General features: G+C 35.1%; 24 protein-coding genes, 2 tRNA genes and 1 riboswitch. Of the genes, 20 read left to right on the forward strand and 6 right to left on the reverse strand.

The genetic code is table 11. The features are described 5' to 3' along the window. Positions 1–60 precede the first annotated feature (60 nt). On the reverse strand, positions 61–897 hold the full coding sequence (gene purU / locus DYE19_RS02880; protein WP_049213972.1) for a formyltetrahydrofolate deformylase: 837 nt from the start codon (positions 895–897) through the stop codon (positions 61–63). A gap of 77 nt (positions 898–974) precedes the next feature. Next, positions 975–1,379: an H-NS family histone-like protein gene (locus tag DYE19_RS02885; protein ID WP_049213973.1), complete on the reverse strand. Its 405-nt coding sequence runs from the start codon at positions 1,377–1,379 to the stop codon at positions 975–977. A 212-nt stretch (positions 1,380–1,591) separates the two neighbouring features. Further along, positions 1,592–1,766: riboswitch (Lysine riboswitch) on the forward strand. 92 nt (positions 1,767–1,858) lie between these two features. Between DYE19_RS02885 and DYE19_RS02895 the strand changes: the two genes are divergently transcribed. From DYE19_RS02895 to cra, 4 genes are all read left to right on the forward strand, one after another. Next, positions 1,859–3,382 (forward strand): Na+/H+ antiporter NhaC family protein, encoded by a 1,524-nt coding sequence (locus DYE19_RS02895; RefSeq protein WP_049213974.1) that lies wholly within the window; start codon positions 1,859–1,861, stop codon positions 3,380–3,382. A 299-nt stretch (positions 3,383–3,681) separates the two neighbouring features. After that, positions 3,682–5,406, forward strand: a complete 1,725-nt coding sequence (locus tag DYE19_RS02900; protein WP_049213975.1) for an acetolactate synthase 3 large subunit — start codon at positions 3,682–3,684, stop codon at positions 5,404–5,406. After that, on the forward strand, positions 5,399–5,890 hold the full coding sequence (ilvN, locus tag DYE19_RS02905; protein ID WP_049213976.1) for an acetolactate synthase small subunit: 492 nt from the start codon (positions 5,399–5,401) through the stop codon (positions 5,888–5,890). The genes DYE19_RS02900 and ilvN overlap by 8 nt, the downstream gene beginning before the upstream one ends. 242 nt (positions 5,891–6,132) lie before the next feature. Further along, entirely contained in the window at positions 6,133–7,122 is a 990-nt protein-coding gene (gene cra / locus DYE19_RS02910; RefSeq protein WP_115322549.1) for a catabolite repressor/activator, read from the forward strand. Here the strand turns inward: cra and DYE19_RS02915 are convergent. Then, on the reverse strand, positions 7,119–7,832 hold the full coding sequence (locus tag DYE19_RS02915) for a SanA/YdcF family protein (protein WP_115323567.1): 714 nt from the start codon (positions 7,830–7,832) through the stop codon (positions 7,119–7,121). The genes cra and DYE19_RS02915 overlap by 4 nt on opposite strands. Positions 7,833–7,981: 149 nt before the next feature. Between DYE19_RS02915 and metX the strand changes: the two genes are divergently transcribed. Beyond that, positions 7,982–9,067: a homoserine O-acetyltransferase MetX gene (gene metX / locus DYE19_RS02920; RefSeq protein ID WP_115322550.1), complete on the forward strand. Its 1,086-nt coding sequence runs from the start codon at positions 7,982–7,984 to the stop codon at positions 9,065–9,067. Between the two features lie 49 nt (positions 9,068–9,116). Here the strand turns inward: metX and folK are convergent, their stop codons facing one another. The 3 genes from folK to dksA form a co-directional block, all read right to left on the reverse strand. Further along, positions 9,117–9,602: a 2-amino-4-hydroxy-6-hydroxymethyldihydropteridine diphosphokinase gene (folK, locus tag DYE19_RS02925; RefSeq protein WP_115322551.1), complete on the reverse strand. Its 486-nt coding sequence runs from the start codon at positions 9,600–9,602 to the stop codon at positions 9,117–9,119. Positions 9,603–9,622: 20 nt separating this feature from the next. Beyond that, entirely contained in the window at positions 9,623–11,125 is a 1,503-nt protein-coding gene (gene pcnB / locus DYE19_RS02930) for a polynucleotide adenylyltransferase PcnB (protein WP_115322552.1), read from the reverse strand. Between the two features lie 88 nt (positions 11,126–11,213). Next, positions 11,214–11,651: an RNA polymerase-binding protein DksA gene (gene dksA / locus DYE19_RS02935; RefSeq protein ID WP_049213982.1), complete on the reverse strand. Its 438-nt coding sequence runs from the start codon at positions 11,649–11,651 to the stop codon at positions 11,214–11,216. Positions 11,652–11,946: 295 nt separating this feature from the next. Between dksA and DYE19_RS02940 the strand changes: the two genes are divergently transcribed. The 15 genes from DYE19_RS02940 to DYE19_RS03010 all read left to right on the forward strand — a co-directional run bounded on the left by DYE19_RS02940 (position 11,947) and on the right by DYE19_RS03010 (position 25,345). Then, entirely contained in the window at positions 11,947–14,364 is a 2,418-nt protein-coding gene (locus DYE19_RS02940; RefSeq protein ID WP_115322553.1) for a DNA internalization-related competence protein ComEC/Rec2, read from the forward strand. A 42-nt stretch (positions 14,365–14,406) separates the two neighbouring features. After that, positions 14,407–16,155: a lipid A ABC transporter ATP-binding protein/permease MsbA gene (gene msbA, locus DYE19_RS02945; RefSeq protein WP_115322554.1), complete on the forward strand. Its 1,749-nt coding sequence runs from the start codon at positions 14,407–14,409 to the stop codon at positions 16,153–16,155. Between the two features lie 27 nt (positions 16,156–16,182). Beyond that, positions 16,183–17,148, forward strand: a complete 966-nt coding sequence (lpxK, locus tag DYE19_RS02950) for a tetraacyldisaccharide 4'-kinase (RefSeq protein WP_115322555.1) — start codon at positions 16,183–16,185, stop codon at positions 17,146–17,148. A gap of 26 nt (positions 17,149–17,174) precedes the next feature. Then, on the forward strand, positions 17,175–17,357 hold the full coding sequence (locus DYE19_RS02955) for a Trm112 family protein (RefSeq protein ID WP_049213986.1): 183 nt from the start codon (positions 17,175–17,177) through the stop codon (positions 17,355–17,357). 1 nt (position 17,358) lies between these two features. Continuing rightward, positions 17,359–18,138, forward strand: coding sequence for a 3-deoxy-manno-octulosonate cytidylyltransferase (kdsB, locus tag DYE19_RS02960; RefSeq protein ID WP_115322556.1), 780 nt, complete (start codon positions 17,359–17,361; stop codon positions 18,136–18,138). A gap of 24 nt (positions 18,139–18,162) precedes the next feature. Beyond that, positions 18,163–19,989 carry an excinuclease ABC subunit UvrC gene (gene uvrC / locus DYE19_RS02965; RefSeq protein WP_115322557.1) on the forward strand — a complete coding sequence of 609 codons (1,827 nt, stop codon included), beginning with the start codon at positions 18,163–18,165 and terminating at the stop codon, positions 19,987–19,989. Between the two features lie 95 nt (positions 19,990–20,084). After that, positions 20,085–20,642, forward strand: coding sequence for a CDP-diacylglycerol--glycerol-3-phosphate 3-phosphatidyltransferase (gene pgsA, locus DYE19_RS02970; protein WP_115322558.1), 558 nt, complete (start codon positions 20,085–20,087; stop codon positions 20,640–20,642). Positions 20,643–21,040: 398 nt separating this feature from the next. After that, a tRNA-Gly gene (locus DYE19_RS02975) sits at positions 21,041–21,116 on the forward strand. Between the two features lie 23 nt (positions 21,117–21,139). Then, a tRNA-Leu gene (locus DYE19_RS02980) sits at positions 21,140–21,226 on the forward strand. A gap of 394 nt (positions 21,227–21,620) precedes the next feature. Beyond that, positions 21,621–21,857, forward strand: a complete 237-nt coding sequence (locus DYE19_RS02985; RefSeq protein ID WP_115322559.1) for a Flp family type IVb pilin — start codon at positions 21,621–21,623, stop codon at positions 21,855–21,857. 69 nt (positions 21,858–21,926) lie between these two features. Further along, positions 21,927–22,121 (forward strand): Flp family type IVb pilin, encoded by a 195-nt coding sequence (locus tag DYE19_RS02990; protein WP_115322560.1) that lies wholly within the window; start codon positions 21,927–21,929, stop codon positions 22,119–22,121. Positions 22,122–22,139: 18 nt separating this feature from the next. Continuing rightward, positions 22,140–22,574 carry an A24 family peptidase gene (locus DYE19_RS02995; protein ID WP_255313155.1) on the forward strand — a complete coding sequence of 145 codons (435 nt, stop codon included), beginning with the start codon at positions 22,140–22,142 and terminating at the stop codon, positions 22,572–22,574. A 55-nt stretch (positions 22,575–22,629) separates the two neighbouring features. Continuing rightward, positions 22,630–23,436, forward strand: a complete 807-nt coding sequence (locus tag DYE19_RS03000; RefSeq protein WP_115322561.1) for a flp operon protein C — start codon at positions 22,630–22,632, stop codon at positions 23,434–23,436. Further along, the gene (locus tag DYE19_RS03005) at positions 23,436–24,845 is read left to right on the forward strand and encodes a type II and III secretion system protein family protein (protein WP_115322562.1); all 1,410 of its coding nucleotides are present in this window, start codon (positions 23,436–23,438) and stop codon (positions 24,843–24,845) included. Before DYE19_RS03000 ends, DYE19_RS03005 begins: the two co-directional genes overlap by 1 nt. After that, positions 24,842–25,345 (forward strand): hypothetical protein, encoded by a 504-nt coding sequence (locus DYE19_RS03010; RefSeq protein WP_049213999.1) that lies wholly within the window; start codon positions 24,842–24,844, stop codon positions 25,343–25,345. Before DYE19_RS03005 ends, DYE19_RS03010 begins: the two co-directional genes overlap by 4 nt. Positions 25,346–25,363: the final 18 nt, after the last annotated feature.

Raw genomic sequence — 25,363 nt, forward strand, 5'->3', positions numbered from 1 at the left:
AAAATAGCGTGATAATTATCACGCTATTTTTTTCAAAAGTGGCTAAAAACAGACCGCTCTTTATAACACAATGGTTTTATTCTTATAAACAAAGATTCTGTCATGTAAAGCAAGATCTAAGGCTCGACTTAACACTGTTTTTTCAACATCTCGTCCAGCACGCATCATAGCTTCCGCATTATAGGTATGATCAACATTGATTACATTTTGCATAATGATTGGACCTTGATCTAACTCATTATTGATAAAATGTGCTGTTGCACCGATGATTTTTACTCCACGCTCATAAGCTTGGTGATAAGGTTTAGCACCAATAAATGCGGGTAAGAAAGAATGATGAATATTAATGACTCGATTTGGGTAACGCTCGACAAATTGAGGATTGAGTACGCGCATGTATTTTGCTAATACGATGTAATCTGGGGCATATTCATCGATTTTGTCTGCTAAACGTTGATCATGTTCAATACGAGTCAGATTCTCATGGCTAATATAATGGAATGGGATATCAAAACGCTCCACTAATGTTTTTAATGTATCATGATTACCAATGACTGCGGCAATTTCAACATCTAAACCGCCATAATAATTTTTCATAAGAATATCGCCGAGACAATGTGCTTCTTTAGTGACTAAAATAACAACACGTTTACGTGTAGCACTAATCAAGCGACAATTTGTCCCTTCTGGCAGGCTAAATTTCAGATCTGCTAATAAAGTCGCTTCATTAAAAATACCTTGTAACTCAGTACGCATAAAAAAATGCTTTGTTTCAAAATCAACAAATTCATTATTATGAATAATATTAAGTTGATGTTTATAACAAATATTTGTTATTTTTGCGATTAAACCTTTATCGTCTGGACAGTCAGTTAATAATATTTTATTTTCAATCATAATATAATATTTTTTATTTAGATTATATAAAAGTAAAACCCATTAAATTAATGGGTTTCACGATGAGGTAAATAGAATTAAATTTCAAATGAACTCAGCGATTTACCTGCATCTAATGCTTTTTGAATTATTTTAGGTGTTCTACCTTGACCAGTCCAAGTTTTAACTTCACCATTTTCATCTATATATTGATATTTTGCTGGGCGAGGTTCTCTTTTTTTACGTTGAACAGGGGACTCTTGACCGAGTAACATTGCTAATTCTTTAGCTGTAATTCCTTCTTGCTTTAATGATTCCTTCAATTTTGCAATTCTTGCTTGGCGCTCTGCCGCCTCACGTTCGGCTTTTTTTTCTGCTTCACGTTTTTCTTCAACGACAAGAGAGAACTTTTCTAAAGCAATTTCAAGTTGTTCTAAAGGTGTTTCTCGAGCTAAAACACGTAAACTACGAATATTCGTTAAAGCTTTTAATAAATCACTCATATTTGTTCCTCTATATCATTTCAAAGTAGATTATATAAAAAAATAATCAAACTTGAATTATCATATAGCAAATATTATAAGAGGTAAATGTTATTTTTGTAGAATATTTAAAAGTTAATATTTTTTAGTTATTAAAAATGTAAATTAAGTTAAAAATATTCTTGTTATTCTATTGGCAAGTAGAATTTTTTATTGTAGTCTTGTTTCCATCCTACGTATGTAGAGGAGCGATCACTATAAGTATTTTTTCTGAGTGGATAACGATGAGGAAAAAGGAAAGGAGTGACTGCCGAAATCAATTAAGAGTCATTTTAATTGGTTGGTGGCGTATTCGAAAGGAACGTCATTGTCATAGTCTTTTTTAAACTATGGAGCGCTACTGGCTAGGTTAGGTCTTAATTATTTTTTACCTGCCTTATTTAGATCATTTCTATTATTTACTCAGTGGTTATTCCTTCATTATTATAAGGTAGAAACTTATGGAACTTATCGATTATTCGACCTCTGTTTGGGCTGTTGTGCCGCCAATTCTGGCGCTTTTACTTGCAATTGTCACTCGTAGAGTGATTTTATCATTAAGCATCGGTATTCTTGTTGGTTCATTGATGCTTGCAGATTTTAATTTAGTTAATGCATTTAGTTATTTAAAAAATAATGTTATTTCATTGGCATATAATGATGAAGGATTAAATACAAATAATATTAATATTGTATTATTTTTATTTTTACTTGGGGTATTAACCGCACTATTAACTGTTTCTGGGAGTAATCGTGCTTTTGCAGAATGGGCACAAAAACGAATTAAAGATAGACGTGGTGCAAAATTGCTTGCGGCTTCTTTAGTATTCGTTACGTTTATTGATGATTATTTTCACAGTTTAGCTGTAGGAGCAATTGCGAGTCCTGTAACTGATAAATTTAAGGTATCTCGAGCAAAATTAGCTTATATCCTTGACTCAACTGCAGCACCAATGTGTGTATTAATGCCAGTATCAAGTTGGGGGGCGTATATTATTACACTAATCGCTGGATTACTTGCGACCTATTCTATTACAGAATATTCACCAATAGGTGCATTTATGACGATGAGTGCAATGAATTTTTATGCTATTTTTTCTATTTTGATGGTATTTTTTGTTTCATATTATTCTTTTGATATTGGTTCAATGGTTCGTCACGAAAGAACCGCATTAGAACGTCATATTGAAATCGAAGAAGAGCAGACAGGTGTACAAGGACATGTTCGCAACTTAATTTTACCTATTGCAGTGTTGATTTTAGCCACAGTTGGTATGATGATGTACACGGGAAATGAAGCACTTGCACAGGATGGTAAACCATTTGATATTCTGGGCGCGTTTGAGAATACAACAGTTGGCGTTTCTTTAGTTGTTGGTGGTGTTAGTGCAGTATTGATTTCGACGATTTGTATTGTATTAGATCGTCAAGTCAGTATTAATGAGTATGGCAAAGCGTGGATTGTTGGTATTAAATCGATGTTAGGGGCTGTGCTCATTTTATTATTTGCTTGGACCATTAATAATGTTGTAGGTGATATGAAAACGGGCGTGTATTTATCATCGCTAGTTTCTGATAGCTTACCAATTGCAGTATTACCAGCTTTATTATTTGTGTTGACAGCAGTAATGGCATTTTCAACAGGCACAAGTTGGGGCACATTTGGTATTATGCTACCAATTGCTGCAGCTATTGCTGCAAATTCGGCACCAGAATTAATGTTACCATGCTTATCAGCTGTTATGGCAGGGGCGGTATGTGGGGATCATTGTTCGCCAATATCAGACACGACAATTTTGTCTTCTACAGGTGCAAAGTGTAACCACATTGATCATGTTACAACACAATTTCCTTATGCTATGTTGATTGCAATATCTTCAATTGTAGGTTATTTAGTACTTGGTTTTACTCAATCTGGTATACTTGGTTTTGTGACTACTGGTGGTGTATTGGTGGTGTTAGGATTTATTTTTAAACGAAATTAAAATGTGATCTATATCACAAATAATGTAAAAAATACTGTTTTAACTTATTTTATAAAATGCGGCAAGTTGCCGCATTTTTTATTTAAATTTTTATATTTGTTTTATTAAGTTCTTATTTTTTTATTTTTTTTAGAATTTAATTCTTTTTTACTCTTTTTTTATCTTTATTTTTCATCAAAAAATGATAGACAAAAATGATACTTTTCAGTAAAACATATCTCAGATTAATTTTTAACATGATTGCAACAACATTATACAAAATCACATATAGATCAGTGCGGTTAATTTGAGAGGTGAAAATGAAAAAGTTATCGGGCGCAGAAATGGTTGTACAGTCCTTAAGAGATGAGGGCGTTGAGTTTTTATTTGGTTATCCTGGTGGCTCAGTCTTAGATATTTATGATGCAATTCATACATTAGGGGGCATTGAGCATATTCTCGTTCGTCATGAACAGGCAGCTGTACATATGGCGGATGGTTATGCAAGAGCAACAGGAAAAGTAGGATGTGTTTTAGTCACATCGGGTCCTGGGGCAACGAACACGATTACTGGGATTGCGACGGCTTATATGGACTCTATTCCAATGGTAATACTTTCAGGACAAGTTATGTCTGGTCTGATCGGTAGTGATGCTTTTCAAGAATGTGATATGGTGGGCATTTCACGTCCAGTCGTTAAACATAGTTTTTTAGTCAAGTCTGCCGAAGAGATTCCAGAGACAATTAAGAAAGCATTTTATATTGCCTCAACTGGGCGACCTGGTCCAGTCGTGATTGATTTGCCAAAAGATGTAGTGAATCCAGCAAATAAATTTATTTATCGTTATCCAGAAAAGATTGAATTACGTTCTTATAATCCCACAACTCAAGGACACAAAGGGCAAATTAAGCGAGCGTTAAAAGCATTATTAGTGGCTAAAAAGCCAGTATTATTTATTGGTGGAGGGGTTGTGACAGCCAATTGTAGTGAGCCGTTAACGAAGTTTGCTCAAACCTTGAACTTACCTGTTACCTCTTCTTTGATGGGATTGGGCGCTTATCCTAGTTCGGATAAGCAATTTTTAGGTATGTTAGGTATGCATGGTACTTATGAAGCAAATAATGCAATGCACCATAGTGATTTAATCTTAGGGATTGGTGTTCGTTTTGATGACCGTACGACGAATAATTTAGCAAAATATTGCCCAAATGCGAAAGTGATACATATTGATATCGATCCTACATCAATTTCAAAAAATGTATTTGCTACCATTCCAATTGTGGGTAGTGCAGAAAATGTTTTAGCTGAATTTCTATCTTTATTAGAGGATGAGAATTTATTGAAATCGCAAGCATCATTAGAAGAATGGTGGCGAGAAATTGAAGCTTGGAAAGCAAGAAGATGTTTATCATTTGATCGAGATAGCCAAGTTATTAAGCCTCAACAAGTAATGGAAATGGTTCATCGCTTAACCAATGGTGAGGCTTATGTGGCATCAGATGTAGGACAACATCAAATGTTTGCTGCATTACATTATCCATTCAATAAACCTCGCCGTTGGATTAATTCTGGTGGGTTAGGCACAATGGGGTTTGGTTTGCCTGCTGCGTTAGGGGTGAAATTAGCTTATCCTGATGCGACAGTGATATGTGTGACTGGGGATGGAAGTATCCAAATGAATATTCAGGAGTTATCAACTGCACAGCAATATGAAATTCCCATTGTGATCATCAGTTTAAATAATCGTTTCTTAGGTATGGTGAAACAATGGCAAGATTTAATTTATTCAGGACGTCATTCGCAATCGTATATGAATTCGTTACCTGATTTTGTCAAATTAGCAGAAGCTTATGGACATGTCGGTATCCAAATTAATACGCCTGATGAGCTAGAACAAAAATTAACCCAAGCATTTTCGATGAAAGACAAACTCGTTTTTGTTGATATTAATGTTGATGCGACTGAGCATGTTTACCCAATGCAAGTACGCGGCGGTGCAATGAATGAAATGATTTTAACTAAACCGGAGAATACTCATGCGTAGAATTTTATCTGTCTTACTAGAAAATGAATCAGGTGCATTATCACGTGTTGTTGGGTTATTTTCACAACGTGCTTTTAATATTGAAAGTTTAACTGTTGCCCCAACTGATGATCCTACTTTATCTCGAATGACGATTGAAGCTTATGGTGATGAACAAATACTTGAACAAATCGAAAAGCAACTGCATAAACTTGTTGATGTGTTTAAAGTAATCAATTTGAGTGATTGTGAACATGTCGAACGAGAGGTCCTTTTGATTAAAGTGAGAGCACAAGGGAATTCTCGTGATGAATTAAAACGTCTAGCTGATATTTATCGTGGGCAGATTGTTGATGTGACAACCAAATCTTATACGATCCAATTAACAGGTACAAAAGATAAGCTAGATGCTTTTATTACAGCAGTTAAAGAAGAAACGACTATTATTGAGGTTGTTCGTTCTGGCTTGATTAGCCTTTCTCGCGGTGAAAAAAATTGTTTATAACATAATAGAGGCTTGGAAATGATTGAAAGTGCGGTCAACTTTTCAAGAATTTGGCTGAATTTCTTATTTTGAGAGCGAGATCAAATATTATGTATTTGTATTTTGTTATTTTAAAAAATTAAATATATAATTTTATCCATATACAAATTTTTACGTAAATTTACAAAAAATAGTTGTGTTAGTTATTATTGACTTTTTATTAGATAAAAAGAACTTGAAAAGCATAACGTGTTTTTTAAGGAGTGAAAGTGAAATTAGAGGAACTCGCCAAACTAGCAGGTGTTTCGCGTACAACAGCCAGTTATGTAGTAAATGGAAAGGCTAAACATTATCGTGTCAGTGATAAGACAATTGAAAAAGTTGAAGAACTGATAAAAAAATATGATTTTAAGCCTAATGCTATGGCAGCAGGGTTACGCGCAGGTAAAAGCCATACGATTGGTTTAATTGTACCAGATTTTGAAAATGCCAGTTATGCTAAAATTGCTAGCCGTTTAGAGGCTGGATTTCGTGAGAAAGGCTACCAGCTTTTAATTGCTTGTTCCAATGATAATCCAGATCATGAGATTAAGTGTGCAAAGCATTTGTTTCAACGTCAAATAGATGCACTTATTGTTTCAACGGCATTACCTTGTGATACCGATTTTTATCAGCGTTTTGCAAATGTGCCTGTTGTTGGCTTTGACCGCCGTTTAAATATGAATGAAATGATGTTATTAACTGATGACGAAGGCGACTCTTATCGTTTAGCTCAACGTTTGCTTAAAACCCATTCAGATAAAAGAATATTATTTTTAAGTGCATTACCTGAGTTCTCAGTCAGTTATAAGCGAGAGTCTGGCTTTCGTAATGCACTAAACCAACAAAACATAGACGTTGATTACCTTTATGCAAAGCAATTTCATAAGCTAGCAAGTGCAGAGGTATTTACTGACTGGTTAGATAAAAATGCTTTACCCGAAGCAATTTTTGTGACTTCTTTAACGTTATTACAAGGTGTTTTTCAGGTGTTAATTAAACGTTATAACAGTATTCCTAAAGAACTTGTTATTGCGACTTTTGGTCATCATGAAATGCTAGATGTATTGGAAAATAAAGTGATTTGTTGTGTACAGAATCACGAGAAAATAGCGCAGTCTTTGTTAAGTCTTGTGATTCATAAAATGAAAGCAAAGAATATCAAACAACCACAGGAAGTGATAGTACGAGAGCTGCTGGAGTCGCGTACTTAAATCAAATGGTTGCTGAGTTCAAGCTCAGCAATCGGTACACTTGCTGGTGGAGGGAGTGGTTCTGGTGTGCCAAGAAAGTGAGGTTCTTTTTCCATTAGCAAATCCAGTATGGCAAGTATTCGTGCGAAAAATTCACGAAAGCGGACAAAATAATGCCCGTGAGGGTATTCAGCAACAAAACAAATTGCATCAATATCATAGTATTTAGCGATAAATAAAGCTCGTTCACAATGAAATTTTTGCGTAATAATCGTGAATGAATGTGCTTTAAAGACCTGTTCTGCACGTATTACTGAATCTAATGTACGAAATCCTGCGAAATCCATATACATAAATTCTTGTGGTATTCCCATTTTACGCAAATCTTTAAACATACTACGGGGTTCATTATATTGACTCGTACGATTGTCTCCACTCAATAATAAATAATCAATTTTACGTGTAGCAAATACTTCATAAGCTGCCAGTAGTCTATTGTGGTAGAAAAGATTCAACGTATTTTTATCAAAATATTTGGAAGTACCGAGTACGACACCATAAGGACGGTAAGGTAGTTCATTGACATCAGTATAAATATGTTGTCGAACATAAAAGCTAATTGCTTGATCGATTAGGATTAATAGCACAATAAAAGATGACACACCAATAAGTAAGTAGCGAAATAATCGCTTTAAGTATTGAGGAGAGAAAAACGTAAAAATGGATGTCATGTTAAAGCTATCATTACTGTTTTGAAACCAGTCTTCACCATAATGAAAAAACAGTTGAAGTGCAAGCTGAATTTTAGTAGATTTGTACGTAAAGACGTTTAGATGTCTATTTTGTTGGGGAATGAAGATAATGAAATATGGGCAGTAAGATGGCAGTAAAGAAAGTAACATTGTTTACAGAAAAAGGATTTCCTTTGAGTTTAGGCGGTAAGTTGAAATATGTTGATGTCGCATACCAAACTTATGGTGTACTAAATGCTGATAAAAGTAATGCTGTATTAATTTGTCATGCCTTAACTGGTGATGCACAACCGTATTTTACAGAAAATAGTCAACAAGGTTGGTGGCAAAGTTTTATGGGGGATGGATTGGCGTTAGATACCTCTCGCTATTTTTTCATTTGCTCTAATGTCTTAGGTGGCTGTCAAGGCACAACAGGTCCATCGTCGATTAACCCTGATACAAATAAACCCTATGGGAGTCAATTTCCTAATGTGATTGTACAAGATATGGTAAGACTACAAAAAGCTTTATTAGATTATCTTGAGATTCCGCATTTACATGCTGTTGTCGGAGGCTCTTTTGGTGGTATGCAAGCAACACAATGGGCTATTGATTACCCCAATTTTGTGGATAATGTCCTCAATTTATGCTCATCATTGTTATTCAGTGCAGAGGCGATTGGCTTTAATCATGTTATGCGTCAAGCAGTAATTAATGATCCTCATTTTAATAATGGCGATTATTATGGATATCAACCACCAGAACAAGGATTAGCCATAGCTCGTATGTTGGGAATGCTCACTTATAGAACTGATCTGCAATTAACTAAGGCTTTTGGGCGAGCAATAAAATCAGAGGCCCAATTTTGGGGAGATTATTTTCAGGTTGAGTCTTATCTAAGCTATCAAGGAAAAAAATTCTTAGGGCGCTTTGATGCAAATAGCTATCTTCATTTATTAAGGGCATTAGATTTATATGATCCTAGTTGGCACTATGAGAATATGTCTGCAGCATTATCAAGAATCACAGCACGCTACACGCTAGTAGCTATTGAAAATGATCAGTTGTTTAAATTAGCTGAATTACATAAGAGTAAGACACTATTAGAACAGAGCGGCGTTAATTTGAATTATTATCAGTTTGCTTCTGATTATGGCCATGATGCGTTCTTAGTTGATTATACTTTATTTGAAAGTAAGATTCGTGATGGTTTAGCAGGTGATCCTCTTTAGTTTTTTCAAATAATCAATCAAGTAATAAGTTGCTTAGTGGTTTAAATTGTCATTTTAAGTTGACAATAGTCATTTGATGTTCTCTGAATTGTTGTACAAGATCAGTAAGTCTGATTTTATTTGGCAATACTAATGTTGGTGCAATTTCAAAAAGAGGGACAATCACAAACTCTCGATTGTGCATATCATAATGTGGAATTGTTAAACGTTCTGTCTGTATGATCTCATTATCATAAAGTAAAATATCAAGATCCAACGTTCTTTCTCCCCAACGACGTAAGCGTATACGCCCTTGCGTATTTTCAATTTGTTGTAGGTGGTCAAGCAATGTAAATGCAGGAAGGTCAGTTTGTAAATAGGCTACAGCATTAACATAATCAGGCTGATCTTGTGGTCCAAGAGGTTTACTTTGATAGAAAGAACTGGATTTAATGAGTACAGTATGAGGTAGCTGATTAAGTACTTTTAATGCCGTATTTAGTTGTGCAATTGGCGTACTTAAATTGCTACCTAATGCAATATAGACAGGCTTCATTATGCTACCTCTTACTTCTCTTATTGTAATGGTCTTGGTTTACGACGTTTTCTAGAACGATAGTATTTTTTCTTTGGTTTTGGATGCAAACGTTGTTGCTCCTGCACCAATAAATCACGTTGTTCTATGTTACTAAACTGATATTCATGCCACCAAGTCGCAAGTTCAATAGCCTCACTACCTTCAATTTCGGCTCGCATGGCAAGTAAATCAAATGCTGCACGAAATTTAGGATGTTCCATTGTTCGTATCGGGTTCTGCCCTGTACGCTTCAGCAATTGTAACTGTAGGAACCAGATATCACGAATAACGGATGTGTGTCTACGTGGTGCAGCAAGCGCGATGCAAAAAGCATCCAGAATCTCATTACTTGCGAGTGCGTAAGCATCATGATTATTCAATCCACCTTCATTTTTCAGTATTTCTACTTTTTCACGTAGGGGATACCAAAAAAATGCAGCAAATAAGAAAGCAGGGTTAATCCGTAATTTATCAGCAACACGCTCATCTGTTGAAGTGAGTGCTTTTAAAATCATGCGTTCAGTAAAATTATCTCCTTTCGCGGTAAAATAAGGCATTAATGTAGGAAATAATTGTTCAAATAAATGATATTCACGCAATAATTGATAAGTTTTTACTCCATGACCCGTTTGTAATAATTTTAAGCTTTCATCAAATAAACGGGCTGGTGGAATGTTTTTAAGTAAATGAGCCAACTGTCGGATTGGCTGTTCACTGGGGTTTTCTAAAAACATATCCAGTTTAGCCATGAAGCGAATTGCACGTAGCATACGCACAGGATCTTCTTGATAACGTATAGCAGGATCACCAATTAAACGTAATTTACCTGCCTTCAGATCTTCAATACCATTAAAATAATCACGTAGAGTATTGTCTTGAGGATTATAGTATAAAGCATTGACAGTAAAATCACGACGCTGAGCATCTTGTTCTAGCGTGCCATAAACATTATCGCGTAATAACATACCTTGCTCACTTTGTTTGGCATGATTTTCGTTACGGCTTTCAGTATGATTTGCTCGGAATGTAGCAACTTCAATAACATCTCGTCCAAACATAATGTGTGCAAGACGAAAACGGCGACCCACTAATCGGCATTGACGTTGAAAAATTGTTTGGATTTGTTCTGGGCGAGCATTTGTCACAACGTCAAAATCTTTAGGATGTTTACCCAATAATAAATCTCTTAAACATCCACCAACAATATAAGCTTCAAATCCTTGACGGTGTAGCTTTTCTACGACAGTTAATGCATTACGACTAATCATACGTGGAGTAATACCATGTAGAGAAGCTTTGATTACATGTTTATCGTAATAATAAGAAGTTTTAGAGGGTTTGGGAGGTTGCGTATCATGCTGAATAACAGTGCTAGAACCTTCTTCTACCTTTGTTATTGTTGCGCTTGAATGAATTGCATCTGTTTTTTCTCGTTCGACTAAATAGGCTTTTGTTTTTTTATTAAACAGATTTTTGATGTACTTTAAAATAATAGACCTCATCCAGAGTATTTTATTTTCTAGTCAAAAGTGCGGTAAAAATCACCGCACTTTAAATTAAATCTTCTTTTATTTGAAGTTAAAATTAGAATTAACCAATCATTTGTTTTTCACGAATTTCTGCGAGTGTTTTACAATCAATACATAGATCAGCTGTAGGACGCGCTTCTAAACGGCGAATACCAATTTCAATACCACAAGAATCACAATAACCAAAATCACCCGTTTCAAGTTTTTTCAATGTGTTTTCAATTTTTTTCATGAGTTTTCTTTCACGATCTCTTGTGCGTAGTTCCAAACTAAATTCTTCTTCTTGAGTAGCACGATCGGCTGGATCAGGGAAATTGGAGGCTTCATCTTGCATATGTGCAACTGTACGGCTTGCTTCTTCTACAATTTGATCATGCCATGCTTGTAGAATTTTTTTAAAATGAAGTAATTGCGCTTCATTCATGTACTCTTCGCCTGCTTTTTCTTTATAAGGCTCAACACCAGCTAGGGCTAATATACTTAAAGAGGATTTAGACATTGGTTATCTCCTAATAGAAAGTCATCCATTTAACGGTTGAAATTACATTATTCACACGCATTGGTGTTGATTCATTCAGCTTAAAATTACCTATAAAAATGTAAGGTATTTTAAAAAGCGATATAAATAGCAGAACTCATCTTAATTATCAAATAAATTTACCAGATATTACAAATTTTAGTGAAATAAATCTGATTTTTGCGATCTCGCTTGCAAAACTTGTTCAATCACCAAGAAAAAAATATCTGAAATATCCATCCTTAGCGTTTTATTTTTTTATAACAGAGTCAGGTTAATGCGATTATCTATTGAACAAATGTCAGCTTGTATTTTATTCAGCGCAGTTTCATTACTTTGGTTACCTGATTTTTTATTGCTCACTTGGCAGATGACAGCAGTCGCTTGTCTGATATTACTTATATTATTCTTTGTTTGTTATGTTAGTGGAAAAAGACAATATACAAGATTTCTCATTTTGATACTTTGTCTTCTATTTAATCTAGGTTACATGCATGCTCCTGCCCATCAGTTATTATCTCAAGCTGATAAAGTCATTTTATTACCCAAAAAAGTAAAAATAGATTTTAAAATTATAGAGATACTTCATCAAACTGATTATCAAACCTTTATTGTGTCAGCGCAGTTACAAAAAGGAGAAGCCGAACAACGTATTTATCTGCAATGGCGCACGAAAGAAAAAGTTCAGTTGGGCGAAGTATGGCATGGAGAATTGTCCTTGAAACCTATTTCTTCACGGTTAAATTTTTCAGGTTTTGATAAACAGCAATGGTATTTAGCCAACCGAATTACCGCACGAGCATCAGTAAAAAGTGCGGTTAAACTTACCCAACATTTTTCATGGCGTGATCAATTACTTAAAGAGAGTTTAAAACAAACAGAAGGATTAGATTATCAAGGGCTTTTAATAGCGTTAGCTTTTGGTGAGAGAGCGTGGTTACCACAACAAATATGGCAAATTTATCAAAAAACGAATACAGCACATCTTATAGCTATTTCTGGACTACATATTGGATTAGCAATGAGTATAGGTTATTGGATAGTACGATGTGTTCAAATTTTATTACCATTACGCTGGATTATCCCTCATTTACCGATGTTAAGCGGTTTACTATTAGCATATATTTATGGACAGTTAGCGGGGTTTGCAATACCAACCTCTCGTGCTTGTATAGCACTATTTGTGATTATAAGTTGTCGACTACTACGTGTTTCTTACAACGCTTGGCAACTTTTATTGATCGTCACGGCTATATTGCTATTGTTCGATCCATTAATGATTTTATCGTTGAGTTTTTGGCTATCAATAAGTGCGGTAACGTGTTTAGTCCTCTGGTATCAGGTTTTTCCTTTTTCTTTATTACAATGGCAAGGAAAATCCATATCTATCAGCCCTTGGCATAAAGTAGAGTGGATTATTCGTATCTTTCACCTACAAATTGGCTTACTATGGCTTTTTACACCGATCCAATTACTTTTGTTTAATGGTTTTTCTTTAAGTAGCTTTTATGCGAATTTAATAGCGTTACCCATTTATAGTCTCGTATTAGTGCCTCTTGTTTTGTTTGCGACTTTTACACAAGGTGTGTTCTCATCATGGCCTATCGCAAATGAGATAGCCCAAAAAGTGACGTTAATTTTGCAAACTTGGCAAGATAATTGGCATTTTGTTTCTCAAACAGAAACCGCATTCATTATTACTGCACTGACAGTACTTTTTATCATAGCAGTTCGCTCTGTATACGATGTCAAAAAAGTAGATAAAACAAGGAGAAATCTATATTGTCTCAATAAACCTTATTTTGGCTTCCATTTTACAGCTGAACCAACATTATTTTGTTCTTTAAAACGCTCAATTTATTGCATTGCAACTTTAATTGTGACTAGTTGTTTGGGTTATCCGATTTATCAATCTTTTTTTGCATCTCAATGGCGTTTGGATATGTTAGATGTGGGGCAAGGATTAGCTGTCTTAATAACAAAAAATGGGCGAGGTATCTTATATGATACAGGAAGCGCATGGCGTAGTGGTAGTATGGCGCAGCTTGAGATTGTGCCATATTTACAACGACAAGGTATAAGTCTAGAACACGTAATTATTAGCCATGATGACAATGATCATGCAGGAGGAGCAAAAACAATCTTACAACAATATCCAAAGACCACACTGACGACGGCATCAAGGCAAAATTATGGCAAAACAGACCGCACTTTTTGTCTTTCAGGGCAAAAATGGTATTGGCAAGGATTAAACATCATAGTGCTTTCACCTCATCATATTGTAACGCGTGCAAAGAATATGGACTCTTGTGTATTATTGATTTCTGATGGATACAATAACGTATTATTAACGGGGGATGCTGATGTTGCAAGTGAAAATCAATTTGTCTCTCAACTAGATAAAATTGATGTCTTACAAGTCGGACATCATGGGAGTAAAACCTCGACAGGCTATGCACTATTACAAAAAACGCGGCCTAAAATCGCACTTATTTCAAGTGGACGTTGGAATCAGTGGAAGTTTCCTCATAAACAAGTGATACAGCGTTTAACGCAGTATCAATGTCAAATTTACAATACGGCTGAGACAGGACAAATCAGTTTATTGTTTAATAAAAAACAAATTACAATTCAAAGAGCAAGAACAGAATTTTCACCTTGGTACCGTAGATTAATTGGCTTACAAAAAAAATAAAGGTACAATGCGCCAGATTATTTAATGTAAAGCAGAAAAACTATGCAAGATAAAGATCTTTCAACAATACAAACATTTAAACGTTTATGGCCAACTATTCGGCCTTTCAAACTGGGATTGGTTGTCTCTGCCGTTGCCTTAGTTATTAATGCATTAGCTGATGCAGGTTTAATATCTTTACTTAAACCTTTATTAGACGAAGGATTCGGTAAAGCAGATACGTCTTTTTTACGTACAATGTCATATGTCGTAGTATTAGTTATTTTCTTGAGGGGGATGAGTAACTTTATCTCTTCTTATTGCCTATCTTGGGTATCAGGCAAAGTGGTGATGACAATGCGTCGGAGAATATTTAAGCATCTTATGTTCATGCCTGTTCCTTTCTTTGATAAAAATTCAACAGGTAAATTATTATCTCGTATCACGTATGATTCAGAAATGGTCGCCAATTCCTCTTCTGGTGCATTGATTACTATTGTCCGTGAGGGAGCATACATTATTTCATTATTTGGTGTCATGCTATATACCAGTTGGCAATTATCTTTAGTCCTTTTTTTAATTGGTCCGATTATTGCAATCTTAATTCGCTTAGTGTCTAAACGTTTTAGAGATTTAAGTAAAAATATGCAAAATTCGATGGGAGAGCTGACAGCGACAGCTGAACAGATGCTAAAAGGGCATAAAGTCGTACTTTCATTTGGTGGACAATTAGTGGAAGAGGAGCGTTTTAATCATGTGAGTAATGATATGCGCCGTAAAGGGATGAAAATGGCAGTAGCTGATGCAATTTCTAATCCTGTGGTACAAATTATTGCCTCTTTTGCCTTAGCAGCAGTGCTTTATTTAGCAACAATGCCGACAATTATGGATCAAAATTTAACTGCAGGTTCGTTTACCGTAGTATTTTCTTCTATGTTGGCTATGATGAGACCTCTGAAGTCATTGACGAATGTGAATGCTCAATTCCAAAAAGGGATGGCAGCTTGTCAAACATTGTTTGCCTTACTCGATTTAGAGACCGAAAAAGATTTAGGAACCCATAAAGGGGAAAATGTCAAAGGCAATCTTACATTTAAAAATGTTACGTTTACTTATCAAGGACGTGAAGAGCCCGCATTACGTAATTTATCTTTTGAAGTTGAAAAAGGAAAAACTGTCGCTTTAGTCGGGCGTTCAGGATCTGGGAAGTCAACGATTGCAAATTTAGTGACGCGCTTTTACGATGTTGATCAAGGTGAAATCCTATTAGATGGTATTAATATTCAAGATTACCGCTTATCAAGTTTGCGTGAAAATTGTGCTGTTGTTTCACAACAAGTTCATCTCTTTAATGATACTATCGCAAATAATATTGCTTATGCGGCTAAAGACAAATATAGCCGTGAGGAAATTATAAAAGCAGCAGAAGATGCTTATGCAATGGAATTCATCGAAAAACTTGAACATGGTTTGGATACCGTGATTGGTGAGAATGGACTAAGCTTATCAGGAGGGCAACGCCAACGTTTAGCCATTGCACGAGCATTATTACGTAATTCACCTGTATTAATTCTAGATGAAGCTACATCCGCTTTAGATACAGAATCAGAACGTTCAATTCAACTCGCATTAGAAAAATTACAAAAAGAGCGTACAGTGATTGTTATTGCCCATCGATTATCAACAATTGAAAATGCAGATGAAATTTTAGTGATTGAGCATGGAGAAATCAAAGAGCGTGGTACGCATCAAGAATTGCTTGAATTAGAAGGGGCTTATAAGCAATTACATAGTATGCAATTTAGCCATTAATGTAAACAAGACTAGAGAGAAATTAACATGCCATTTTGGTATTCGCATTCTTGGGTGAGTTTTTTACTGTTGCCTTTTTCTTGTTTATTTGGGCTGATTAGCTATGTACGTAGACTTTTGTTTAAGAAAGGTATTCTCTCTTCTTATCGAGCCCCTGTGCCTGTAATTATTGTTGGTAATCTTTCTGTCGGTGGAAATGGTAAAACGCCAGTTGTTATTTGGCTGGTGCAAAAATTACAACAACAAGGGTTGACTGTTGGCGTTATTTCGCGTGGCTATGGTAGCCAATCTAAGACTTATCCACTATTGGTGATACCACAAACTGATCCATTACTAGGTGGCGATGAACCCGTATTAATTGCTAAACGAACTCAAGTCCCTGTTTGTATTTCTCCGAATCGCCAACAGGCTATTGAATTATTATTACAACAGCAAGATTGTGATTTGATTGTCAGTGATGATGGATTACAGCATTATAAATTGCAACGCGATATTGAAATTGTTGTAATAGATGCACAACGTGGTTTAGGTAATGGTCTTTTGTTACCAGCAGGCCCCCTACGTGAAAGAGCAAGTCGTTTACAACAAGTAGATTTGGTGATTAGTAATGGTGAGGCGAGTCAATATACAGATATTGTGATGAGATTAGAAGCACATTATGCTGTAAATTTAGTGACTGGTGAAAAACGTGTATTAACTTCATTTAATGCTGTTTCAGCCATCGCTGGAATTGGTAATCCACAACGTTTTTTTTCCATGTTACGGGGATTAAATATTCAGCTAAATCAAACACAAGCCTTTCAGGATCATCAAACATTTGAAATCAATCAATTTGCTAAATTTGACCATAATCAGCCGTTATTAATGACAGAAAAAGATGCTGTAAAGTGTTTCTCCTTTGCACAACCGAACTGGTGGTATGTACCAGTAGAAGCTGTTATTGAAGGTGAAAAAGTGCGGTCATTTTTAGCAAGATTTCATCCCAAAAAATAGCCAGCATAGTATTGAGAGAGGAAAAAATGGATACAAAATTATTAGACATTGTTGCTTGCCCCATGTGTCATGGGCGCTTAGTACTTGATAAAGCTAATCAACAATTAGTATGCCATTTTGATAAAGTGGCTTATGAAATAAAACAAGGTATTCCTGTTTTATTAGCAGAACAAGCAATACCATTGATAGAGTTGCAAGAGGATAACTAACATGACTACATTTACTGTCATCATTCCTGCTCGTTATGCTTCTACTCGTTTACCTGGTAAGCCTTTAGCTGATATCGCAGGCAAACCAATGATTGCTCACGTTTTTGACAGAGCGAAGCAATCTGGAGCGAGTCGTATCATTATCGCAACGGATCACAATGAAGTTGCCGAAGTTGCACGTCATTTTGGCGCAGAAGTTTGCATGACGTCTACTCTGCATAACTCTGGCACTGAACGTTTAGCAGAAGTCATTGAAAAATTGAGCATTGCACAAGATGAAATTATTGTGAATATTCAAGGTGATGAGCCTTTAATTCCGCCTGCAATTGTTGGTCAAGTTGCAGAGAATTTATCCAAGTATCAAGTGAAAATGGCGAGCTTAGCGGTAAAAATAACCGACCCAGAAGAGCTGTTTAACCCAAATGCAGTAAAAGTACTGACAGATAAAAATGGTTATGTGTTATATTTCTCACGAGCAGTAATTCCATGGAATCGTGATCAGTTTGCCACATTGCATCATCAAGCAGATAAAATAGCACAGTTGAAATTATCCGATCACTATCTACGCCATATTGGTATCTACGCCTATCGCGCAGGATTTATTAAACAATATGTACAATGGCAACCGACAGCGTTAGAACAAATCGAAAGTTTGGAGCAGCTCCGTGTATTATGGCATGGTGAAAAAATCCATGTAGAGTTAGCCCAAGAAGTGCCACCAGTTGGTGTGGATACTTTAGAGGATCTTGAAAAAGTGCGGTCACTTCTACATCAAAAATAAACGAAAATTTTTTAGTACTCCGTTATGTTTGATGCAAAATCTTTTTTAGCACATGTACCTCATCTGTCAGGTGTTTATCGTATGTATGACGATAAAGACAATGTGATTTATGTCGGAAAAGCAAAAGATCTTAAAAAACGGCTTGCTAGTTATTTCCGAGCTCATCTAACCAGCAAAAAAACCGAAGCATTAGTAGCTTCAATTGCACGTATTGAAACGACTATCACATCTTCTGAAACAGAGGCACTACTTCTTGAGCATAACTATATTAAAACCTATCAACCTCGTTACAATGTATTATTACGAGATGATAAGTCCTATCCTTATATTTTGTTAACTGACGAACGCCATCCCCGTATTACAGCATATCGAGGAAGCAAAAAAATAAAGGGTGAGTACTTTGGTCCCTACCCACATGCGAGTGCGGTCAGAGAAACGCTTTCCTTGTTACAAAAATTGTTTCCGATTCGTCAATGTGAAAATGCAGTTTATAATAATCGCTCTCGACCTTGCTTACAGTATCAAATTGGGCGCTGTACAGCGCCTTGTGTCTCTGGCTATGTGAGTGATGAAGATTATCTCCAACAAGTTGAGTTTGCTCGTCTTTTTTTACAGGGTAAAGATCAACAAGTACTGGATCACTTAGTCACTAAAATGGAGCAGGCGAGTAGGGAACTTAATTTTGAATTGGCAGCAAAAATTCGTGACCAAATTCAAGCTGTCCGAGCAGTGATTGAAAAACAATTTGTCTCCAATGAGCGGCTAGATGATATAGATATTATGTCAATCGCCTATCAATTAGGTATAGCTTGTGTACAAGTCCTCTTTATTCGACAAGGTAAAATCTTAGGTAATCGAAGTTATTTTCCAAAAGTGCCAGCTAATACCGATCTTGCTGAGCTGACAGCGACTTTTGTCGGACAATTCTACTTACAAGCACATCAAGGGCGTAGCATTCCTAATAGTATTGTTGTCGATCATAAATTAGTCGAAAAAAACGAATTAGAAACATTATTGACCCAGCAAGCGGGGCGTAAAGTACAAATTCAAGATCACGCCAAAGGTAATAAAAGTCAGTATCTACAACTGGCACAAATGAACGCAAAATCAGCTTTAGCAACGCAATTAAAACAAACGAACTTAATCCAAGAGCGTTATCAAGCTTTACAAAGCTTATTAAAGTTGCCTGAAATTAAACGTATGGAATGTTTTGATATTAGTCATACAATGGGACAGCAAACAATCGCCTCTTGTGTAGTATTTAATCAAGAAGGACCGCTAAAATCAGATTATCGCCGCTTTAATATTGAGGGAATTACTGGCGGTGATGATTATGCCGCGATGGAACAGGCGTTACTTAAGCGTTATGACAGAACTTTAGAGCAAGATAAAATCCCAGATGTGATTTTTATTGATGGAGGGAAAGGGCAATTAAATCGTGCAAAGCAAGTTTTTGCCCAATTAAATGTCAAATGGGATAAAAACCGACCGCAATTAATTGGTGTCGCGAAAGGTATTGATCGGAAAGCTGGACTGGAAACCTTAATTATAGGGGAAACAGAAACGGAAATTCATTTACCAGCTGATCATTTAGCATTACACCTTATCCAGCATATCCGAGACGAAAGTCATCATCATGCAATCAGTGGACACCGCAAAAAACGGCAACAGGCGTTTATTCAAAGTGGGTTAGAAACCATAGAAGGGGTCGGGGCAAAACGTCGCCAAGCATTATTAAAATATCTCGGCGGAATGCAAGGTGTTAAGAAAGCAACATTGTCTGAAATCGCATCTGTACCAGGTATTTCTAAAGCTTTAGCCAAACGAATTTATGAGGCATTACAACATTAAGACGGGAATTTTAAATAGAGAGGAAAATTCCATTTCCAAATAAAGCGATATGTTCTAGAATAAATATATTATAAAAACTGACCAAACACTATTCTATGAAACCTAACATACCTACCTTCCTCACACTATTTAGAGTGATTTTAATCCCCTTTTTTGTGATCGCCTTTTATTTGCCTTTTTCATGGGCGCCTTTACTCACTACATTTATATTTTGTATTGCGGGTATAACGGATTGGTTTGATGGCTACTTAGCGCGAAAATGGAAACAAACAACGCGTTTTGGAGCATTTTTAGATCCTGTTGCAGATAAAGTGATGGTTACAGTAGCACTCGCGTTAGTCGTTGAATATCACCATTCATTTTGGATAACCCTCCCAGCCGTGATTATGATTTCCAGAGAAATTATTATTTCAGCGCTGAGAGAATGGATGGCAGAGATTGGCGATCGTAATAAAGTGGCTGTTTCATGGCTCGGAAAAGTAAAAACAACCGCACAAATGCTTGCGTTGGGAGGCTTGTTATGGCGTTATAATGTTGTAATGGAAATTACAGCAATTGTCTTACTTTATATTGCGGCGATTTTAACAGTTTGGTCCATGTTACAATATCTTAAAGCTGCAAAGGGTAGCTTATTATCCGATCTAACATTATAGTTCTTGGCAAGAAAACTAAAAAGCACCTTAGTCAGGTGCTTTTTTATATGAAATTGTTTATTTTAAAAATTAGAAAGGAATGGAATACATTATTCCTTACGCTACACTGCCATTTGTAAGTGTTGTAGAAAATAAAGACTAATAGTTAATTAAGGTCCATTTCTCAATGGAGAATAGATGGCAGTTTGATTTTTAATAGCGAATGTTAAACATAAGATAGTTTTAAATTAAACATATACTGCCAAATAACATGGCTTTTCATAAAAATAAACTCACTTTTCATTATTGTGATTTGTTTTTAATCAGTTGAGTAATTCTTTTGCATTTTTTATTTGACTACTTTTTATAAATAGGTAAAATTCACCTCGTTGTTTAGGAACACAATAAATTAACTCAAAGCGGGAATAGCTCAGTTGGTAGAGCACAACCTTGCCAAGGTTGGGGTCGCGAGTTCGAGCCTCGTTTCCCGCTCCAAAATATCATTATCTTGTAGATAAGCCCGAGTGGTGAAATCGGTAGACACAAGGGATTTAAAATCCCTCGCTTTTCGAAGCGTGCCAGTTCAAGTCTGGCCTCGGGCACCATTTGTATTTTTCATATCTTTATCTTTTTATCTTTATTTCTTGGAATTATTTAGTCGATCTAATGCTATAGATATTACATTAACCAGTATGTAATTTAGAATTGTTATTATTTATTATCCTATGAGCAAATTGAATTTGATGTAATATTAGTTATTGTTCTTTTTTAAAGCCTTTCTTTTAATAACCGTTCTACTTTAACTCATCGGACCAGTACGGTTGCGTATTTTTTTTATTTCAGTTTTAAATAAAACAGATTAAAATCTCTTTAGATTATTTAGCGATTAAAATAATTTTTCTTATGTGATCGTAAATAATCGCTAAATAACATATTCTCTCAAAAATGAGAGGATGTTTAATATTTAATATTTAATTTAACATTTAGGAGCATATCAACATGTTTAATAAATTAACGACAAAAGCTTATATTGCAGTAACTGAATCGATTCGTAACTTCAAAAAAGATGAGCGCGGTGTGACTGCAATCGAATATGGTCTAATTGCTGTTGCAGTAGCAGTATTAATTGTTGCTGTATTTTACAAAGATGGTGGTTTTATCGATAGCTTAAAATCACAATTTAATAGTACTTTAAAAGGAACTATTGAATCAGCAGGAACTAAAATTACAGGTTAATAGCATTTAATTTTTATACCTAAACATTGGCTAGCCTATTTTTATGGGCTAGCTTTAGAGTAAAAAGGAATGAAGTTTTTAATCCAAAATTTATTATTTAAAGATCAAAGAGGGGTAACTTCTATTGAATATGGATTGATTGCAGTTGCTATAGCTGCATTTCTGATGGTTGTGTTATATGGAGATAGTAATTTTATTACAGCATTGCAAACGAAATTACAATTACTTACTTCTATAATTCTAACAGCAATATTAACTAAATAGGAGGTTGATTTTGTGGATGTGGCGAATGGAATTATTATTGGATTGCAATCTATCATAATTTTATTATTAATCATTCTTTCATGGACAGATATAAGATCAAGAATTATTAGTAATAAGATTGTATTCATTTTATTAGTGGTGGTGTTGCCATTAGCTTGGTTAAAGCATGGAGAGATTAATATAATACCCGCGTTATTGGTGTTAGTAATCGGCTTTATTTTATTTTCCTTTCGTATTATCGGGGCTGGAGATATTAAACTCATTTCAGTACTGATGCTAGCTTTGCCAAATGAACAAATTATTTATTTTTTCTTCTTTACTGCATTTTCTGGATTGATTTTAATTATAGTAGGATTACTTTTTTTTCGAAATTCAATCAGAAAACAGGGATTGCCTTATGGCGTTGCGATCGCTTCTGGCTTTATCATTAATCTATTGCTATTTAGTATTTAAATAAAAAAGAATTTAAAAAATGAACATCATTATATAAATAATTTAAGGGGTAATAATGAATTATAGAATGTTATTTATCATATCCTTGCTTACACTTATTGTAGGTATTGGTGGGATTTTATTTATGCCTACAGAGAATTCAGGCACTATTGTCAATGAAGCGGGTGAACCCGTTACAGTAGAAAAGAAACCAGAAAAACTCATCTTAATCGCAGAGCTCAAACGAGATGTTGATGCAGGAAGCTTATTGCAAGTAGAAGATTATGCGTTAAGTGAATTAACGGTAACAGAAGATAATCCCCTTGTGAATAATGACTTAACAGACGTATTATCACTCTCTAATACAAAAAATTTACAAGGTCATTTAGTGGCTCAAAATCTTAAATCAGGTTCACTTTTATCAAAATCTGTTGTGATTTCACCTAATGATCCTAAATTCTTGTTAACCAGCCTCGATCCTAAACAAGAAATAGCCTTTCGTGTTTATCTTAAACCAACAGAAAGTTATGTATTAGATACAATACAGAGTGGTAATTATGTCTCTATATATAATCAAAAAGTCGCCACACGTTCTCGTGAGGATAGTACTGAGCGATATGCACTACTTAAATTGTTAGATAATGTATTAGTATTACAAGTAAAAGAGTTTCAAGCAATAGGTGAAAATAATGAAGTAGTGAAAAAAGATGAACTCTCTGATGAATATATTGGATATATAAATCTTAAAGTAAATCCAGCACAAGCCAAACTATTTTATTCATTAGAAAAAGGTTCTCAATTAATTATATTACCATCAAGTAATCAAGTAGAAAGTACAAATAACAAAGGTCTATTTATTAGAAAATTAAGAGGTAACGAATAATGAAAGATAAGAAAATAAAAAAGAGATTGCTTTCTGCATTATATATTGGACTAGGGACATTTTTCTCACTCAATGTCTTTGCACAGACATTTAATTTAGAACAAGGCGGGACAAAGTTAATTCGCACAGAACAGAAAATTGATACTATTTTTGTCTCTTCGCCTACTGTTGCAGACTATGAAATTTTAGATGATAACAGTTTCATCATTTACGCCAAAGAAGAAGGACGCTCAGAAATCACCGCTTTTGGCGAAGATGGTAAGCCACTTACAACAGATATTATTAATGTTAACTCAATCATTAATAATATAAATGATATAGCCGATACAAATAGACAGATTAAAGCACGTTTCCCAAACTCAAATCTTTCAGTGAAGAAAGTAGGGCAGGCTTATGTGATTGAAGGGAAAGCGCTTACTCAAGAAGAAAGTGATGAAGCGCATCGTATCGTTGGCGAAGCTTTAGGTAAAGGCAAAAAAGTAACAGAAACCACATTTAATCGCTCAGGTGGTGTAAGTGAATATGTACCTTTCTTAGATAAGTATCAATTTGATGGCGTAATTAATAATGCAAATGTAAGAGATACGACTCAAATTAATGTGAAACTTTCTGTTGTTGAAGTCAATAAAAAATTAACAGAAGCATTAGGAATTAACTGGGGACGTGTTGTCGGCGTTCATAGTGGCTCATTATTGGGCGGAAGTTGGTCAGGAAGTGGCGGATTTGACGGTTCGGGCTCTATTTTACAATTAAATGCTACGGGTGTTTCTGCATTTATCAATGCATTAGATAACCAAAATAATGGAAAAATCTTAGCAGAGCCAAGTATTTCTCTACTATCTGGTGAAACAGCAGATATCTTAGTAGGTGGTGAGATTCCATTTGCACAAAAAGATAAAGAGGGTAGTGCTAACATTATTTATAAAGAGTTTGGTGTCAAGTTGCTCGTTGGTGCTAAAGTGCAAAAGAATAACCGTATTCGTCTAGCTTTAGATCAAAGCGTCAGTAGTATCGCAGGTAATTATTCTTATGAGAATGTAGGAGCAGTACCTTTTTTTAATACTCGTCGCGCAAAATCTATTTTTGAAGTAGCAGATGGAGAAAGTTTTATCATTGGGGGACTATTTAGTTCACAAGATGCAGAAGGAATTAATAAGGTTCCACTGTTAGGTGATATTCCTGTATTAGGCGCATTTTTCCGTAATGCCAAAACAGATAGAGAAGATAGAGAGCTTGTAATTGTCGCTACAGTGAATGTTGTTAAACCAGTACAAGAAAGTGAAATTGTGTATCCTACATTTGAGCAAACAGGAACTATGGAGCGCTTCTTTAATTTAACGCCAATTAAAAATGTCTATCATAAAACATTAAGCTCTAATTTCTTGAGAAATGGAGGATTTATTCAATGAGAAAATTAGCTATTGGTTTAACCCTTTTTATTGCGTTAACTTCAACACAAACGATGGCGTTTGTGAAAGATGAATTAGTAGATAATACTAAATTAGCACAGCCACATCAGTTAGATGATTTTAGTAGAACACAATTAGTCAATCGTTACATGTTATCTGAACATTCTGATGTTGCTTACCATAATATTATTCGTGCTGTTGTGAGAGATTTAGGTAGTGATAACAGTAAACGCGTAAATATAATTTGGAGTGATAAAAAATCACAAAAAAATGCAGCAAGAATTCGCAATTTTTTAATGAAAAAAGGCATAGAAAGCAAATCGATTAAACTTGTTCGTAGCCAGAATAAAAAGACTGTTTATCCACTTTATATAGAAGTGACGAAAATAGCTTCAAAGAAAACGCGTTGTTTAATTGATACAGCAGAAGATATGATGAGTTGGGATGGAATTAATCCTTGTGCAACAAAAAGTAACCATCGTATTCAATTAAAATATTAATCTTAAAGGGGTTGCTTT

The sequence above is a fragment of the Pasteurella canis genome (assembly GCF_900454865.1).
GTDB classification, from domain to species: domain Bacteria; phylum Pseudomonadota; class Gammaproteobacteria; order Enterobacterales; family Pasteurellaceae; genus Pasteurella; species Pasteurella canis.